Below are 15,745 nucleotides of genomic sequence, written 5' to 3' on the forward strand. Positions count from 1 at the left end.
GGGCGACACCCCGGGCACCGGCGCCACCGGAGCCTCACCCCGAGTGAGCTGGACGCCCGCGGTGCCGGTGTCGTCGACTGCGTCGTCACCAGGCGGGGTGCGGGCCGCCTGTGACGCCGGGCACTTTCTCGCGTGGCCCGTGGCCAGATGGGCATGAGCCCCCCTGGACGGGCGGCGGATCTCACCATGCGATATCGCGGAGGGGATTTTCGGACGCTCGTTAGACTGAGCCGACCGCGGTACGAATGCGTATGAGCGGATAGAGACGGATTGAGCGAGGAGCGCACGTGGGCCTTGTCGTGCAGAAGTACGGAGGCTCCTCCGTAGCCGATGCCGAGGGCATCAAGCGCGTCGCCAAGCGGATCGTGGAAGCGAAGCAGAACGGCAACCAGGTGGTTGCCGTCGTTTCCGCGATGGGCGACACGACGGACGAGCTGATCGATCTCGCCGAGCAGGTTTCCCCGATGCCTGCCGGGCGCGAGCTCGACATGCTGCTGACCGCCGGAGAGCGGATCTCCATGGCCCTGCTGGCCATGGCGATCAAGAACCTGGGGCACGAGGCCCAGTCGTTCACCGGCAGCCAGGCAGGTGTCATCACCGACTCGGTCCACAACAAAGCCCGGATCATCGACGTCACGCCGGGGCGCATCAAGACCTCGGTGGACGAGGGCAACATCGCGATCGTCGCCGGTTTCCAGGGCGTCAGCCAGGACACCAAGGACATCACCACCCTCGGCCGCGGCGGCTCCGACACCACGGCGGTGGCCCTCGCGGCCGCGCTCGACGCGGACGTGTGCGAGATCTACACCGACGTCGACGGCGTGTTCACCGCCGACCCGCGCGTGGTGAAGAAGGCCCGGAAGATCGACTGGATCTCCTTCGAGGACATGCTCGAACTGGCGGCGTCCGGGTCCAAGGTGCTGCTCCACCGCTGCGTGGAGTACGCCCGCCGCTACAACATCCCGATCCACGTCCGGTCCAGTTTCAGCGGACTGCAGGGCACGTGGGTCAGCAGCGAGCCGATCGAGCAAGGGGACAAGCAGGTGGAGCAGGCTCTCATCTCCGGTGTCGCGCACGACACCTCCGAGGCCAAGGTCACGGTCGTCGGCGTGCCGGACAAGCCGGGCGAGGCGGCCTCGATCTTCCGCACGATCGCCGACGCCGAGATCAACATCGACATGGTCGTGCAGAACGTGTCCGCCGCCTCCACGGGCCTGACGGACATCTCCTTCACGCTGCCGAAGACCGAGGGCCGCAAGGCCATCGACGCGCTGGAGAAGAACAAGGCCGGGATCGGCTTCGACTCCCTGCGCTACGACGACCAGATCGGCAAGATCTCCCTCGTCGGCGCCGGCATGAAGACCAACCCGGGCGTCACGGCCGACTTCTTCACGGCCCTGTCCGACGCGGGCGTCAACATCGAGCTGATCTCGACCTCCGAGATCCGCATCTCGGTCGTCACCCGCGCCGACGACGTCCCCGAGGCCGTCCGCGCCGTGCACTCGGCGTTCGGGCTCGACTCCGACAGCGACGAGGCCGTCGTCTACGGGGGCACCGGCCGCTGATGGCCGGACCCGGGCAGACCGGCCGATCGGGCCGGCCCACGCTCGCCGTGGTGGGAGCGACCGGAGCCGTCGGCACGGTCCTGCTCCAGATCCTCTCCCAGCGGGCGGACATCTGGGGCGAGATCCGACTCGTCGCCTCCCCGCGCTCGGCCGGCCGCAAGCTGACCGTGCGCGGGGAGCAGACCGAGGTCCTGGCGCTCACCGAGGAGGTCTTCGACGGCGTCGACGTCGCCCTGTTCGACGTCCCCGACGAGGTCGCCGGGCGGTGGGCGCCCCTGGCCGCCGCCAAGGGCGCGGTGGTGGTCGACAACTCGGGCACGTTCCGGATGGACCCGGACGTGCCCCTCGTCGTGCCCGAGGTCAACCCGCACGCCGTACGCATGCGCCCGCGCGGCATCGTCGCCAACCCCAGCTGCACGACGCTCTCCATGATCGTGGCCCTGGGCGCGCTGCACGCCGAGTTCGGGCTGCGCGAGCTGGTCGCCTCCTCGTACCAGGCCGTCAGCGGCGCCGGGCGCGCCGGCGTGGCGACCCTGCGGCAGCAGCTGTCCCTGGTCGCCGGCACCGAGCTGGGCACCAGCCCCGGTGACGTACGGCGGGCCGTCGGCGACCGCACCGGGCCGTTCCCGGAGCCGGTCGCGCTGAACGTCGTGCCGTGGGCCGGTGAGCCCCGGGACGACGGCTGGTCCTCGGAGGAGCTGAAGGTGCGCGGCGAGACCCGCAAGATCCTCGGGCTGCCCGAGCTGCCGGTGGCCGTCACCTGTGTGCGCGTCCCGGTGGTCACCACGCACTCCCTGACCGTGCACGCCCGCTTCGAGGGCGAGGTCACCGTCGACAAGGCCCGCGAGATCCTCGCCACGGCGCCGGGGGTGGTGCTGTTCGACAACCCGGCGGCCGGGGAGTTCCCGACCCCCGCCGACGTCGTCGGCACCGACCCCACCTGGGTCGGGCGGGTGCGCCGGGCGCTGGACGACCCCACGGCGCTCGAACTCTTCGTGTGCGGGGACAACCTGCGCAAGGGTTCCGCGCTCAACACCGCGCAGATCGCCGAGCTGGTGGCGGCCGAACCGTCCTGACGGACGGGGCCCGGGTGCGCGGGGACCCTCGCCGCGCAAAACCCCGGGCCGATGTCAGAGGCGGTTTGTAGGATCTGTGGACGACATGTGAGCCGGTCGATGATCCGGACCACTTGTCCCGGGCCCGTAGGCAACAGAGGATTTACCTCCCCGCCCTCCGCAACCGCGCGGAGGGCGGGGAGCGTCTTTGCGGTCGCCTCTTCGGCCGTGGGAGCGCTTCATCAGGCGTGGGGACGCCTGGAACCGGACGTGGGGACGTCCGTTCACATCTGGACATAGGGGAAGAGCGGGACGCATGAGGGCATTTGACGCACCATCGGTTGTGCTGCCTGACGCGGGTAGACCGTCGGCGGCGACGGTCGGCGTGAAAGAGATGCCCGGCACGTACAACCCTCACGGGGGTCAGCGTGTCCAACAGGCGTGGCAGAGGTACTCGACTTCAGCGCGGCACGCGGCACGGTCCTTCGACCGGCCCGTCCGGCGGCTCTCCGACCCCGCATGCCCGGTACGCCCGGTGGCATGCCGGTGATCGCCCCCGTGCCCGCAGCGCGGCCGGCCCGCATCCCGAACCAGCGTGACGGCGCCGAGGACGGTGTCGCGGCCGGTACGACCGTCGACCACCTCACCGAGACCTACCGGGCGCACTACCGCTCGCTGCTGGGTCTCGCCGCGCTCCTCCTCGACGACACCGCCTCCTGCGAGGACGTCGTCCAGGAGGCCTTCATCCGTGTCCACTCCGCCCGCAAGCGGGTCCGCGACCCCGAGAAGACACTGGCCTACCTGCGCCAGACGGTCGTCAACCTCTCGCGCTCGGCGCTGCGGCGCCGCATCCTCGGCCTGAAGCTGCTGTCGAAGCCCATGCCCGACATGGCCAGCGCCGAGGAAGGCGCCTACGACCAGCTGGAGCGCGACTCGCTCATCAAGGCGATGAAGGGCCTGCAGCGCCGCCAGCGCGAGGTGCTCGTGCTGCGCTACTTCGCGGACATGACCGAGGCGCAGGTCGCCGAGACGCTCGGCATATCCCTGGGCTCGGTCAAGGCGTACGGCTCGCGCGGGATCGCGGCGCTCAGGCTGGCCATGGAGGCGCCGGCATGAACGAACCGGACGGCGCGCGCCGTGACGGGCGCGACCGGCACGAGCCCTTCGAGTGGCACGAGCCGACAAGGCTGCACGGGCAAGATCCGAAGCAATCGCACGCTGGGAACGGAACTGTGAACCACGGCCCCGACGACCAGGGCCCCCAGGGGCTCGACTCGGACGAGCTGGACCTGCGCACGATGCTGCACCAGGCGGTGCAGGAGGTGGAGCCGCGCGACGGCACGCTGGAGTACCTGCGCAAGGCGGTGCCCCAACGACGCACCCGCAAGCGGCAGGCCGTCGTGGGCGCGGCCGCCGCCGCGCTCTTCATCGGCACCGCCATCCCCGCCCTCGTCCACGTCTCCAACGCCACCGGCCCCGACGCCAACCCCTCCGCCATCGGCCACGCCTCCGAGACCCAGGGCGGCGCGAGCCAGGGCAAGGGCCCCGACGGCGGTGAGAGCACCGCGGGCGGCTCCTCGGGCAAGACCGAGGGCAAGGAGAAGGACGACAAGAAGGAGAAGGAGAAGGGCGAGGGCGGCTCCGGCACGGGCACCGGCTCGTCCCAGGGCACCGGCCCCTCCTCCACCACCGCCGTCGGCATCCCCGCCTGCACCGCGGCCCAGCTCGGCCCGGCGTCCGGGAGCAGCAACGCCCCCGACTCCACCGGCGCCGTCTCCGGCTCCTTCCGCGTCACCAACGTCTCCGGCGCGGCCTGTACGGTCACCGCCCTCGGCTCGGTGAGCGCGCTGCCGCAGGGCGCGGCCGACATCAGCAAGGTCGGCTCGGCCCGGCACATGGCCGGGGACGCGGCGGCCGGCCTGCTGCCCGACCCGTCCCTCGAGGCCGCCGAGCTGGTGCTCCAGCCGGGCCTCGGCTACGACGTGAAGTTCGCCTGGGTGCCCTCGGAGACCTGCCCGTCGGACGGCGGCAGCGTCGGCGGCCCCGACCCCACCCCCGACCCGACCCCCACGGAGGACCCGGCGACCACGGCCGGCACGTCCACGGGCGGCGACACGGGCACGGCCCCGCAACTGGCCAGGGAGGACGGCACGGTCGACGGCAGCGTCGCCGTCACCTACACGCCCGGCACGGGCTCCGGCGCGACCTCGGTCGTGGTCCCGAACGCGTGCGCGGGGACGGTGTACTGGACGGGGATGCTGGCGTAGCCGCGGGCAGTCGCACTCGTGCCGCTGCGGCGGCACGGGCGGGCCCGGGGGTTCCCCGCCGGGAGCGATGGCGAGAGCCGGGGAAGGCGCCCCGCTGAGGCCGGGCCGGGGACCCACCCGGCCCTGTCGGCAACGCTCGTGATCAATACGCCTGGCGGCGCCGCCGGTTCACCTCGCCCCGGCGTCCGCGGTGGCCGGCTCCTCGTCCGGCACCAGCCCCAGCGCCGCGTCCCGCGCGAACTCCACCTCGCGCCGCAGCAGCCGGAACCACATGAAGATCACGAACCCCACGAAGGCGAACCACTCGGCGGTGTAACCGAGGTTCTGGAACGCCTTCAGATCAAGACCCGTGTCCGGCGGCGCCGCGGCCGGCACGGCCTTCATCCCCGAGTCGCCCTCCGTCAGCGTGACCCACGCGTCGTACACGTCGTACGGCACCAGGTTCACCAGCGACGCCGCACTGATCGCCCCGGTCTGCCCGGCCGGCAGGCCACCCTGCGCACTGACCCCGTTGTCCCCGGGTGTCTCCGACGCCTGCAGCGCCCCGGTCACCGTGACCTCACCCCGCGGCGCGGCCGGTGCCTTCGCCGCTTCGGCGGTCCCGGGCAGCCAGCCGCGCACCACCGGCAGCGCCTCACCCGAGTCGGTGCGCAGCAGCGTGAGCACGTAGAAGCCCTGCCTGCCGTCGAGCTCCCGCCCCGGCACCAGCAACTGCTTGCCGTAGCGCCCGCTCGCGGTGACCGGCCTGCCGGACGTCGCCTTGGTCACCGGCAGCATCTCCGCCAGCGGCCGCGGCGCCTCGCGCGCGGCCTCGGAGACCTGTTCGGTCGCGGTGCGATGGTCCTGCACGCGGTCCTCGAACCGGCCCAGCTGCCAGGACCCCATGAAGATGCAGAAGGGGATCGACAGCAGTACGAAGATGTTGATCCCCCACCATCGGGGCGTCAGCAGAAACCGGTACACACCCCCACGGTACGGGGCTGCCGGCCCGCCCGGGCCCGCGGGGTGGGCAACGGCCGGAGGGGGACCGGTGGAGGTTGTCCACAGGCTGGGGACCTGGCCAGCGGGATACCGGCCTGGGCGGGCAGTATGGGGCCATGACTGAGAGCAACGGGCCCGGCGCACGGGATGAACGGGACCAGCACGAACACGTGGTACAGGCGGGACAGCAGGAGCGGATGCCCGACTGGGAGAAGCGCTTCCGGGCGCCCCGGGTGTCCCTGCCCGACTGGGCGCAGGACGCGCCGGACCGCTCCCTGTTCGTGTCGAACGCGACGGGGACGTACGAGCTGTACGCGTGGGACCGGTCGACGGGCGAGCAGCGCCAGGTGACGGACCGGCCCAACGGCACGACGGACGGGGTGCTGTCGCCGGACGGCGCGTGGATCTGGTGGTTCGACGACAAGGACGGCGACGAGTACGGCGTGTGGCGCCGCCAGCCCTTCGAGGGCGGCCCGGACGAGCCGGCCGCCGAGGGCCTTCAGGCCTCGTACCCGGCGGGCCTCGCCCTCTGCCGCGACGGCCGCACGGCGGTCGTCGGCCGCTCCACGGACGAGGACGGCACGACGATCCACCTGGTCCGCACCGGCCAGGCCCCGGTGGAGATCTACCGCCACCGCGAGTCGGCCGGCGTCGGCGACCTCTCCCACGACGGTTCGCTCATCGCCATCGAGCACACCGAGCACGGCGACGCCATGCACTCGGCCCTGCGCGTGCTGCGCCCCGACGGCACGGCGGTGGCCGATCTCGACGACACCGAGGGCGGCACCCGGGAACTGGGCCTGGAGGTCCTCGGCTTCGCTCCCGTCGACGGCGACACGCGCCTGCTCATCGGCCACCAGCGCCGCGGCCGCTGGGAGCCCCTCGTCTGGGACGTGGCCACCGGCGAGCAGACGGACCTGGCGCTGGAGCTGCCCGGCGACGTCAGCGCCGAGTGGTACCCGGACGGCAGCGCTCTGCTCATCGTGCACGGCTTCGAGGCCCGCAGCGAGCTGTTCCGCTACGACCTGGCGAGCCGTGCCCTGACGGAGATCCCGACCCCGCCCGGCACGGTCTCCGGCGCCACGGCCCGGCCCTGCGGCAGCGTGGAGTACCTGTGGTCCTCGGCGGCCGAGCCGTCGGCGGTGCGCTCCACGGCGGGCGGTGTCGTCCTCGACCCGCCCGGCCTGAAGTCGCCCGGCTCGGTGCCGGTGGAGGACGTGTGGGTGGAGGGGCCGGGCGGCCGCATCCACGCCCTCGTCCAGAAGCCGCGGGGCGCCACCGGCCCGCTCCCCACGGTCTTCGACATCCACGGCGGCCCGACCTGGCACGACAGCGACTCCTTCGCGGCGGGCCCGGCGGCCTGGGTCGATCACGGCTATGCGGTGATCCGTGTCAACTACCGCGGCTCCACGGGCTACGGCCGGGCCTGGACGGACGCCCTGAAGCACCGCGTGGGCCTCATCGAACTGGAGGACATCGCCGCGGTCCGCGAGTGGGCCGTCACCTCGGGCCTGGCCGACCCCGAGCGGCTCGTCCTGACCGGCGGTTCCTGGGGCGGCTACCTCACCCTCCTCGGCCTCGGCGTCCAGCCCGGCGCGTGGGCCCTCGGCATCGCGGCGGTGCCCGTCGCGGACTACGTCACGGCGTACCACGACGAGATGGAGGCGCTGAAGGCGATGGACCGCACGCTCCTCGGCGGCACACCGGAGGAGGTGCCCGACCGCTTCGAGGCGTCGTCCCCGATCACGTACGTCGACCAGGTCAAGGCGCCCGTCTACATCTCGGCCGGTGTCAACGACCCCCGCTGCCCGATCCGCCAGATCGAGAACTACGTCAAGCGCCTGGAGGCGCGGGGCGCGGTCCACGAGGTGTACCGGTACGACGCCGGGCACGGGTCGCTGGTCGTGGACGAGCGGATCAAGCAGGTACGGCTGGAGCTGGAGTTCGCGGAGCGGCATCTGAAGGGGGTTCCGGGCGCCCGGTAGCTCGGGTCGGGCCGGGGGCGGTACCCCGCAGCGCCGGGTTGCGCCGACGCCCAGCCCCACCGGCAACGCCGGGCACCTTGTGACGCCGGGCCATGACAGGTCACCGCTCGGCGTTCACGCCCCCGCCCGCTCCCGCCGCCTCCGCCCCAGCAACTCCGCCAGCCCCCGCCGCGTCGCCGCCAGCACCACCCGGTCCCCGGCCCCGAGCACATACGTAGGAGGCAGATCCCACACCAGACCCGATGCCGCCGCCCGTTCCTCACCCGGCGTCGAGGGCGCCGTGTTGAGCGCCAGCACCCGCCACGCCCCGGCGCGGAACGCCTCGCCCACCGTCCGCCCCTCCAGCTGCGGATGCCCGCCCACCTCGATCTCCGCGAACAGCAGCACCCGCCGCTCCACCGGGATCGCCCCGAGGATCTGGCGCCCCATCATCGCCCCGGCGAACGCGGGCGCGGCCAGGTGCGACACGCTCCGGCTCCGGGTGAGGGCCGACGGATGCGCGGCCCGGAGCGTGCGGTACACGGCGGTCGCGAAGTCGTCGTCGTACAGCCGCAGCACCACCCGCAGATCGGGCCGCACGGACCGGGCGTACAGCGACGCCTCCAGGTTCGTGGTGTCCGCGCTGGTGAGCGCCAGCAACGCGGACGCCCGGTGGATCTTCGCCGCCTCCAGGACCCCCTCCTGCGTGACGTCCCCGAGCACCACGGGCACCCGCAGCCGCCGTGCCGTGGCGAGCCCCCGCGCCTCCGGGTCGGACTCCACGCACACCACGGGAATGTGCAGTTCCCGCAGCCGCGTCAGCACCCGCGTCCCGATCTTCCCGAGGCCCAGCAGCACCACATGCCCGCCGAGTCCCCGCGGCGGCTTGCGCAGCGCCGACGCGCTGCGGAACGTCCCCAGCGCCTCCAGCACCGCGGCCAGCAGCACCGGCAGCAGCAGCAACCCGATCAGTCCGGAGAGCAGTTGGAGGATCTGGCGCCCCGTCGAAGCGTGGTACGCGGGATCGTTGATGCCGAACAGATCGAGCAGCGTCACATACGTCGCGTACAACGGATGCTGCCCGGTCACGACCATCAGCGCGACGGCGAGCGCGAGCACACACCCCACCAGTCCGGCCAGCGACCACCGCAGCCTGCGTGAGAACAGCGAGGCGAACGGCGGCACACCACCCCGCCCCGACGGCAGGGACGGCCCGGAGTACGACACCTGCTCCAGCACCACGGTCCCGCGGCCGGTCGCCGACGCCACCGCCGCCTCGTCCGGCAGCAGCCGCGGCCCCTGCTCCCCGCTGCCCTCGGAACCGTCCGCCCCGGCCGGGTCGTTGCTCGTCGCGGACAGCAGCGCCAGCGTGCACAGCCCCGGGTCGGCCACCTCGCCCGGCAGCGGCGGCTGCCGCTCCACCGCCCGCAGCACCAGGCCTTCCGTCTGGACGACCTTGCTGGTGCCGACGAGGGCGGTGGCGGCCAGCGCGGGCGCGGCCGTGTCCGCGTCGGACAGCACGGTCGTCGACGCGTCGAGTCCGGCGTGCCCCGGCCCCGTTCCGGAGGCCACGGCGGACGCCTGGTCCAGCAGCTCCTCGATGTGCTGGCCCAACCTCCGGTTGTACAGGCGCAGTACGAGACGCAGGCGGGGGTTGAGCCGGCGGGCGGTGAGCGCGGCGCGGATGTTGGTCTCGTCGTCGTCGTACACGAGCGCCAGCGCGGCCGCCCGGTCGGCGCCCGCCTCGCCGAGCACGGCCTCGGTGATCTCGGCGGCCTCCACGACCTGTTCGCCCGGCGCGGGTTCGGCGCCGCCCGTGCCCGTGCCCGTGCGGCCGGCGGCCGCGTTCACGAACCGGTCGAGCAGCGCGGCCGACGCGGCCCGGGCCCGCCCGACCACCGGCTGCCGCACCCGGCGCCCGGAGGGCGGCACGACGAGCGTGACCTGTTCGCCGTAGACCCCGCGCAGTTCGGCGGCCAGCCGGTGCGCGAGTCCGTCGTCACCGCACACGATCATGTGCGTGGCCGGAACACCTGGCTGACCCTGGTTCGGAACGCTCCCCACGGGGAGAAGACTGCCGCACCGGGAGGGCTGGTTCCAGAAGAAGGGGACCGTGCGGTGTGAACGGCGGGACCACCCCGCCCGTACACAAGGGGAGGGGAGGGACATGCCCTCGCGCACCACCGGAGGTACCGGGCCCGTGGCCACCACGAAGACCGCCCCGACCGACCCCGCGGACACGACCGCGGACAGCGACACGGACACGGACGCGGAGCCCGCCCGGGGCGGGGACAGGAACGGGGACGAGGCCAGGCACCTCGACTCCCCGCTCCTGCTGACCCTCCTGCTGCTCACGGCGGTGATGTTCCAGGACCCGATCCGCGGCGCCCTGTCCGCACCGGTGATGCAGAGCTGGATGACCGTGTTCGTCGCGGTGCTGGTCCAGGCCCTGCCCTTCCTGGTGCTCGGCGTGCTGCTCTCGGCGGCGATCGCGGTGTTCGTGCCGCCGTCGTTCTTCGCGCGGGCCCTGCCCAAGCGCCCGGCCCTGGCGGTTCCGGTCGCGGGTGCGGCGGGCGCGGTCCTGCCGGGCTGCGAGTGCGCCTCGGTCCCGGTGGCCGGGGCGCTGGTCCGCCGGGGCGTCACCCCGGCCGCGGCCCTGGCGTTCCTCCTCTCGGCACCCGCCATCAACCCCATCGTCCTGACGGCGACGGCCGTGGCGTTCCCCGGCAACCCCGGGATGGTCCTGGCCCGCCTCGTCGCGAGCCTGCTGGTGGCCTGCGCGATGGGCTGGCTCTGGCACCGGCTCGGCCGCACGGACTCGCTGCGGCTTGCGGCCCGGACCCCGTACGACGGTCAGGGCGGAGGCGCGGCCTTCTGGGGCGCGGTCCGCCACGACGTCACGCACGCGGGCGGCTTCCTCGTCATCGGCGCGATGGCGGCGGCGACCCTCAAGGCGGTCGTGCCGGCCGACTGGCTGGCCCTGGCCGCCGGCCACCCCGTCCTGTCGGTCCTGGCCCTCGCCGCCCTGGCCGTGCTCCTGTCGATCTGCTCGGAGGCGGACGCGTTCGTCGCGGCGTCCCTCACCCAGTTCTCCCTGACGGCCCGTCTGACGTTCCTGGTCGTCGGCCCGATGGTCGACCTCAAGCTCTTCGCGATGCAGGCGGGCACCTTCGGCCGCGCCTTCGCCCTGCGCTTCGCCCCCGCGACCCTCGCCCTGGCCGTCCTCGTGTCGGCCCTGACCGGAACGGTCCTGCTGTGAACCGCCTCGCCCAGTCGGCCCTGCTGTTCCTGCTCGGCGCCACCCTCCTGCACGCCGGCACCACCGATCTGTACCTGCGCTACGTCAAGGAGGGGCTGCGTCCCCTGGTCCTGCTGGCGGGCGTGGTCCTGATCGCGACGGCGGCCGCGACCCTCCACTACGACCGCCGCACCCCCGCCCGGGCACACCACCACCGCGAGCCACGCGTCTCCTGGCTCCTCACCCTCCCGGTCCTCGCCCTGATCCTGGTCGCCCCGCCGGCCCTCGGCTCCTACAGCGCGTCCCACACCGGCACGGCCCTGACGAAACCCTTCGGCTTCCCGGCGCTCCCCGCCGGCGACGGCCCCCTCCGCCTCGCCGTCGCCGACTACGCGAGCCGCGCGGTCTACGACAAGGGCCGCTCCCTGAAGGGCCGCGACCTGAAGATCACCGGTTTCGTCACCCTGGACCGGACGGGCACCGCCTACCTGGTCCGCATGGGCCTCAACTGCTGCGCGGCGGACGCCCAGCCGGTCAAGATCGCCCTGACCGGCGCCGTCCCCCCGGTCCTGCGCCCCGACACCTGGCTGGAGATCACCGGCCGTCACACCCCCCGCCGCACCGTCGACCCGGTCAACCAGGGCCCCGTCCCGTACGTCGAGGTCGTCTCCTCCCGCCCGGTCCCGCCACCCCGCGACCCCTACGACGAGACGTGGAACAGCTGACGCCGGCGTAGTAGAAATGCCCCTCCCGGGTACCCGGGAAAGCCGCCGATCAGTGAGGGGGACGAATGACCACACTCGAACACGAGCGCACGGCGGAACTCGGCCCCGGGCCCCTGATCCAGGCCCGGGAGCGACTGGCGAAGGCCGACAGCAGAGCGGGACTGACCCTGGCGACGCTGGGCGCGGCCCTGACGGTCCTGCTCGGCGCGATCACCGTGGGTGCCATCGTGCCCGGCCAGTACGCGGTGATTCCCCAGCTCCTGGTCTGGTCCGGCTGCGCGGCCTGCGCCCCGGCACTGGTCCTGCTCGGCCTGGCGTCCCGGCCGCGCCCCGGCTCCGCCGCCGAGACCCACCTGGAGTTCCTGCACCGCGCGATCTCGCTCAAGTACCGCCGCATACGCCTGGCGATGACCTGGGGCGCCGCCTTCCTGACCCTGACCCTCGCGGGAACGCTGACCGGGGTGCTGCTGCCCTGAAGGGCCCGGCGGCATCCCCCTGACGGACCCGGTGAACGAGGCCGTGGTCACCGCCCGGGAGTGAGCGGCGGGTTCGCGTCGGGGCCGAGTGCGCCGACCTGGCGCTGGAAGGCGGCGGCGTAGTCCTCGAAGGCGATCGGGGCGCGCAGCAGTTCCGGGGAGAGCCGGAACGCGTCGATCAGGCGCCCCGCGTGCGGACGGAGCAGCTCGCAGCAACGGTCCACCGCGGCGGGCATCCCCTCGACCTGCTCCGCGGTCAGCAGGCCCTTGGCCAGGTACCAGCCCGCGTCGCGCTGGATCTCGACGAGTCCGTACAGCGACGCCAGCACACGCAGGGCCGTCCGGTCCTGCGCGTCGGCGAGCGAGGGCACCGCAGCGCAGAACTGCTCGAGCGCGATGCGGACTCCACGTGTCCGTGCCATGTCGAGGGCGGTGTTCACCACGCCGTTCCAGGCGTCGAAGTACGTGCCTTCCGACTCCGCCATCGATGCCCGCGCCGCCCGGCACAGGTACTGCTCCCGGTAGCGCAGCAAGTCCACCTGGACGTCCGGGCCGTCGCCACCGGCCGCCCCGGCGTCTTCGACCCGGCCCACGGGTCCGGCCGGCGGAACCGGAGACCGGTCCGGGTCGGCTCGGGCGATCAGCTGGCCGGCCGTCGTCGCCAGCAGCACCTGGTTGTCGCCCTCGGCGGTGACCAGGCCGTGCAGCAGCGAGCCGTAATCGGCGATCCGGTTGACCCGGAACATGCCCTGGGCTCCGCAGCGTTCCCGGCAGATCCCGGCGACGTCGCTCATCTCCCACGTGGCGAGGGCCTTCGTGATCGAGATCAGGTGGTTCAGGTCGTCCGGGGTGTCGCCGGAGTGGGCCAGGAACTCCCGCTTGGCGTGGTTCAGGAGCAGATTCATGGCGTACACCCTGGCCAGGGCGGGAAACAGGTCCCGCTGATGGCTCCGGTGTTCCAGCACGGGCACTTCGCCCCGGCCGGGGCCGTTGGTCATCCTTCTCTCCGCATAGCGCAGGGCCGTGTAGACGCTCGCCTTTCCGGCGCCCACCGCGGCGCTCGCCACGCAGAGGCGGCCCGGCTGGATGCGGCTCATCGTCCGCAGGAACCGCCGGCGCAGGTTCCCACCGCCGGGCTGGAACGCACCGTCGGACGAGAACCCTCCGAGCTCGCCGTGCAGGAGGTTGCGTCGCGGGACGGTGACATGGTCGAACCAGGTCAGCGCGTGGTCGATGCCCTGGACCGGCTGTTCGGGGCAGGGTGTGACGCGCACGCCCTCGCTGAGCTTCTCCCCGTCACTGATCCGGACGATGAAGGGGTGGACCCCGTGGTTCTTCCCGCCTGCCTTGAGCCGGGCCAGCACCACCGCGAGCTTCGGAATGTCCTCGAAGCCGCCGAAGGACATGAACTTCTGCGCGCCGGCGTCCGGGGTGTTGAGCAGGAACGCCTCTGCTTCCGCGTCGTAGACCGCCTCGGTGCGCAGCGCGGCCACGTTGTTGCCGTACCCGAACTCCGTGGCCATGTAGGGGCCGAAGGAGTCGAGCCGGTCCAGTTCCTCGACGTGGTCCTTGATGTCGTCCCGGCCCGCACCGAGGTCGAGGACCGTGCCGAGGCAGAGGTTGTGGTGGACGAGGAGCACGGAGAAGACCGCGGGGTCCAGCAGCGACGACCACTCCGCCAGGGCGAACAGCCGCCGCGGCCGGCGCAGCATGCTCAGCGGTCGCTCCAGCGCGGCGTGCAGCACTCTGGAGCGTTCGTAGGTCAGCTTCCCGGACTCCCTCGGGGTCAGGCCCTCGTGGGGGTCGAACGCCGGGTCGAAGAGGACCGCTCGGATGTCGTGATGAGTCTCCTCGTACTCTCCGTCGAAGAGAAGGCCGGGAAGGTCGGTGACGAGGATGCCGTCGTCGCCGTGCCGGGGCGTGGCCGGTGTGTTCCCCATGAATACCTCCGTCACGTCGGGCATCGGTCGTCGTCGGCGCGGGTCAGGACGTGAAGACGAGCGTGGCGTTCTGGCCACCGAAGCCGAAGGAGTTGCTCAGGGCCGCGCGGACGGGGCCGGGGTGGGCGGCGCCACGGACGAGGTCGACCTCGATCCGCGGGTCCGGGTCGGTCAGGCCCGCCGTCGGGGGGATCAGTCCGTCGCGGACGGCGAGTGCGCAGTAGGCGGCCTCGATCGCCCCGGCGGCGCCCAGCGGGTGGCCGGTCACGCCCTTCGTGGAGCTCACCCGCACCCCGTTTCCGAGCATGCGGCTGATGACGCCCGACTCCGTCACGTCGTTGAGCGGTGTCGACGTCCCGTGGGCGTTGACGTAGTCCACGTCCTCGCCGGTCAGGCCGGCGTCGTCGAGCGCTGCCCGCATCGCCAGCTCGGCGCCCCGTCCCTGCGGGTGCGGCGAGGTGACGTGGTGCGCGTCCGAGGAGGCGCCGTAGCCGGTCAGCCGGGCCAGCGGCCGGGCGCCGCGTGCGGCCGCGTGCTCCTCGGACTCCAGCACCAGCACCCCGGCGCCCTCACCGAGCACGAAGCCGTCCCGGCCCGCGTCGAAGGGCCGGGACGCGGTCGCCGGGTCGTCCAGGCGCCGGGACAGCGCGCGCATCCGGGCGAAGGAGGAGACGTACAGCGGTGTGATGGGGGCTTCGGCCCCGCCGGCCACGACCACGTCCGCGACACCCTGCCGCAGGAGTTCGCGGCCGATGCCGATCGCGCTGGCGCCGGCCGCGCACGCCGTGACCGGGGCGAGGCAGGGACCGTGGGCCGCGATGTCGATCGCCACCTGGCCGGCCGCCATGTTGACGAGCCCCATCGGCAGGGTCAGCGGGGACACCGCGGTGGGACCGTCCTCCAGCAGGGCCCGGTGCTGTGCCTCCAAGGTGGCCGTGCCCCCCGCCCCGGAGCCGATGAGCACGGCGACTCTGGCGCTGTCCGCCCAGTCGCCCGGGGCCAGTCCCGCCTGCTCCAGCGCCTCGCGCGCGGCCACGACGGCGAACTGCGTGAAGCGGTCCCATTTCCAGAAGTCGCGGAGCCCGAAGTCCTGCGGAGAGAAACCGGGCACGCGACACGCCATCGTCACGGGCAGGCCGTCCAGTTCCGGCAGATGGGCTGCGGTGGGTTCGCCCGCGAGCACCTTCTCCCAGTTCGCCTTCAGCCCTGTCCCTGCGGAGGTGACGAGCCCCGCTCCCGTGACGAGCGCCGCGAAGCCGCTCATCGGGCGTCGGCGCCCTTGCTCTCCAGCAGGGTCACGATGTCTCCGACCGACGACAGTTCCGCCATCTCGTCGTCGCTGAGGTCCACTCCCAGCTCCTTGCTCAGGGCGGTGCCCAGCTCGATCTGGGAGAGCGAGTCGAGGCCCAGATCGTCGAAGGTCGCCTCGGTGACGACGAGGTCCCGGTCCATGCCGAAGCGGGTGACCATGACCTCGGCGACGGAGTCGTGCATGGTGTTCATTTCTTCTCCCGTGATCTGTGTGGTGGTCGGC

The 15,745-nt window shown here is 72.8% G+C and carries 13 protein-coding genes; 8 read left to right on the plus strand and 5 right to left on the minus strand.

Going from position 1 to position 15,745, the window contains the following annotated elements; all coding sequences use genetic code 11:
- Positions 1-287: 287 nt before the first annotated feature.
- The 4 genes from ABTZ58_RS13195 (at position 288) to ABTZ58_RS13210 (ending at position 4,887) form a co-directional block, all read left to right on the plus strand.
- On the plus strand, positions 288-1,565 hold the full coding sequence (locus tag ABTZ58_RS13195) for an aspartate kinase (RefSeq protein WP_309095133.1): 1,278 nt from the start codon (positions 288-290) through the stop codon (positions 1,563-1,565).
- A complete protein-coding gene (locus tag ABTZ58_RS13200; RefSeq protein ID WP_351354620.1) occupies positions 1,565-2,641 on the plus strand; it encodes an aspartate-semialdehyde dehydrogenase in 1,077 nt (358 codons plus the stop codon). Before ABTZ58_RS13195 ends, ABTZ58_RS13200 begins: the two co-directional genes overlap by 1 nt.
- Before the next feature lie 519 nt (positions 2,642-3,160).
- Complete coding sequence (locus tag ABTZ58_RS13205) at positions 3,161-3,736, plus strand: SigE family RNA polymerase sigma factor (protein ID WP_010032008.1); 576 nt, start codon at positions 3,161-3,163, stop codon at positions 3,734-3,736.
- Between the two features lie 116 nt (positions 3,737-3,852).
- Positions 3,853-4,887 (plus strand): hypothetical protein, encoded by a 1,035-nt coding sequence (locus tag ABTZ58_RS13210; RefSeq protein WP_351354624.1) that lies wholly within the window; start codon positions 3,853-3,855, stop codon positions 4,885-4,887.
- 168 nt (positions 4,888-5,055) lie between these two features.
- Here ABTZ58_RS13210 and ABTZ58_RS13215 read toward each other — a convergent pair whose 3' ends face one another.
- A complete protein-coding gene (locus ABTZ58_RS13215; protein WP_351354626.1) occupies positions 5,056-5,850 on the minus strand; it encodes an SURF1 family protein in 795 nt (264 codons plus the stop codon).
- A gap of 134 nt (positions 5,851-5,984) precedes the next feature.
- On the opposite strand from ABTZ58_RS13215, the gene ABTZ58_RS13220 reads away from it, so the two are divergent.
- On the plus strand, positions 5,985-7,853 hold the full coding sequence (locus ABTZ58_RS13220) for a S9 family peptidase (protein ID WP_351354629.1): 1,869 nt from the start codon (positions 5,985-5,987) through the stop codon (positions 7,851-7,853).
- A gap of 114 nt (positions 7,854-7,967) precedes the next feature.
- Here the strand turns inward: ABTZ58_RS13220 and ABTZ58_RS13225 are convergent, their stop codons facing one another.
- Positions 7,968-9,848 (minus strand): potassium channel family protein, encoded by a 1,881-nt coding sequence (locus ABTZ58_RS13225; RefSeq protein ID WP_351354632.1) that lies wholly within the window; start codon positions 9,846-9,848, stop codon positions 7,968-7,970.
- Positions 9,849-10,032: 184 nt separating this feature from the next.
- On the opposite strand from ABTZ58_RS13225, the gene ABTZ58_RS13230 reads away from it, so the two are divergent.
- The 3 genes from ABTZ58_RS13230 (at position 10,033) to ABTZ58_RS13240 (ending at position 12,271) form a co-directional block, all read left to right on the plus strand.
- Entirely contained in the window at positions 10,033-11,091 is a 1,059-nt protein-coding gene (locus tag ABTZ58_RS13230) for a permease (RefSeq protein WP_351354635.1), read from the plus strand.
- Positions 11,088-11,795, plus strand: a complete 708-nt coding sequence (locus ABTZ58_RS13235) for a TIGR03943 family putative permease subunit (RefSeq protein WP_351354638.1) — start codon at positions 11,088-11,090, stop codon at positions 11,793-11,795. Before ABTZ58_RS13230 ends, ABTZ58_RS13235 begins: the two co-directional genes overlap by 4 nt.
- A 65-nt stretch (positions 11,796-11,860) precedes the next feature.
- A complete protein-coding gene (locus ABTZ58_RS13240) occupies positions 11,861-12,271 on the plus strand; it encodes a Pycsar system effector family protein (RefSeq protein ID WP_351354641.1) in 411 nt (136 codons plus the stop codon).
- A gap of 47 nt (positions 12,272-12,318) precedes the next feature.
- Here the strand turns inward: ABTZ58_RS13240 and ABTZ58_RS13245 are convergent, their stop codons facing one another.
- From ABTZ58_RS13245 to ABTZ58_RS13255, 3 genes are read right to left on the minus strand one after another with little or no spacing between them, the layout of a single operon-like run.
- The gene (locus tag ABTZ58_RS13245; protein WP_351354644.1) at positions 12,319-14,211 is read right to left on the minus strand and encodes an acyl-CoA dehydrogenase family protein; all 1,893 of its coding nucleotides are present in this window, start codon (positions 14,209-14,211) and stop codon (positions 12,319-12,321) included.
- A gap of 43 nt (positions 14,212-14,254) precedes the next feature.
- Positions 14,255-15,475 carry a beta-ketoacyl-[acyl-carrier-protein] synthase family protein gene (locus ABTZ58_RS13250; protein WP_351354647.1) on the minus strand — a complete coding sequence of 407 codons (1,221 nt, stop codon included), beginning with the start codon at positions 15,473-15,475 and terminating at the stop codon, positions 14,255-14,257.
- Positions 15,472-15,714, minus strand: a complete 243-nt coding sequence (locus tag ABTZ58_RS13255) for an acyl carrier protein (RefSeq protein WP_351354650.1) — start codon at positions 15,712-15,714, stop codon at positions 15,472-15,474. The genes ABTZ58_RS13250 and ABTZ58_RS13255 overlap by 4 nt, the downstream gene beginning before the upstream one ends.
- Between the last annotated feature and the right edge of the window lie 31 nt (positions 15,715-15,745).

It is taken from the genome of Streptomyces sp. NPDC094143, from assembly GCF_040303825.1.
In the GTDB taxonomy this organism is placed as follows: domain Bacteria; phylum Actinomycetota; class Actinomycetes; order Streptomycetales; family Streptomycetaceae; genus Streptomyces.

What these genes read in the sequence shown, in the direction of transcription:
- ABTZ58_RS13200 (WP_351354620.1), top strand. Translation starts at nt 1,565, where the DNA reads ATGGCCGGACCCGGGCAGACCGGCCGATCGGGCCGGCCCACGCTCGCC.
- ABTZ58_RS13205 (WP_010032008.1), top strand. Translation starts at nt 3,161, where the DNA reads ATGCCGGTGATCGCCCCCGTGCCCGCAGCGCGGCCGGCCCGCATCCCG.
- ABTZ58_RS13220 (WP_351354629.1), top strand. Translation starts at nt 5,985, where the DNA reads ATGACTGAGAGCAACGGGCCCGGCGCACGGGATGAACGGGACCAGCAC.
- ABTZ58_RS13225 (WP_351354632.1), bottom strand. Translation starts at nt 9,848, where the DNA reads ATGATCGTGTGCGGTGACGACGGACTCGCGCACCGGCTGGCCGCCGAA.
- ABTZ58_RS13240 (WP_351354641.1), top strand. Translation starts at nt 11,861, where the DNA reads ATGACCACACTCGAACACGAGCGCACGGCGGAACTCGGCCCCGGGCCC.
- ABTZ58_RS13245 (WP_351354644.1), bottom strand. Translation starts at nt 14,211, where the DNA reads ATGGGGAACACACCGGCCACGCCCCGGCACGGCGACGACGGCATCCTC.
- ABTZ58_RS13250 (WP_351354647.1), bottom strand. Translation starts at nt 15,475, where the DNA reads ATGAGCGGCTTCGCGGCGCTCGTCACGGGAGCGGGGCTCGTCACCTCC.
- ABTZ58_RS13255 (WP_351354650.1), bottom strand. Translation starts at nt 15,714, where the DNA reads ATGAACACCATGCACGACTCCGTCGCCGAGGTCATGGTCACCCGCTTC.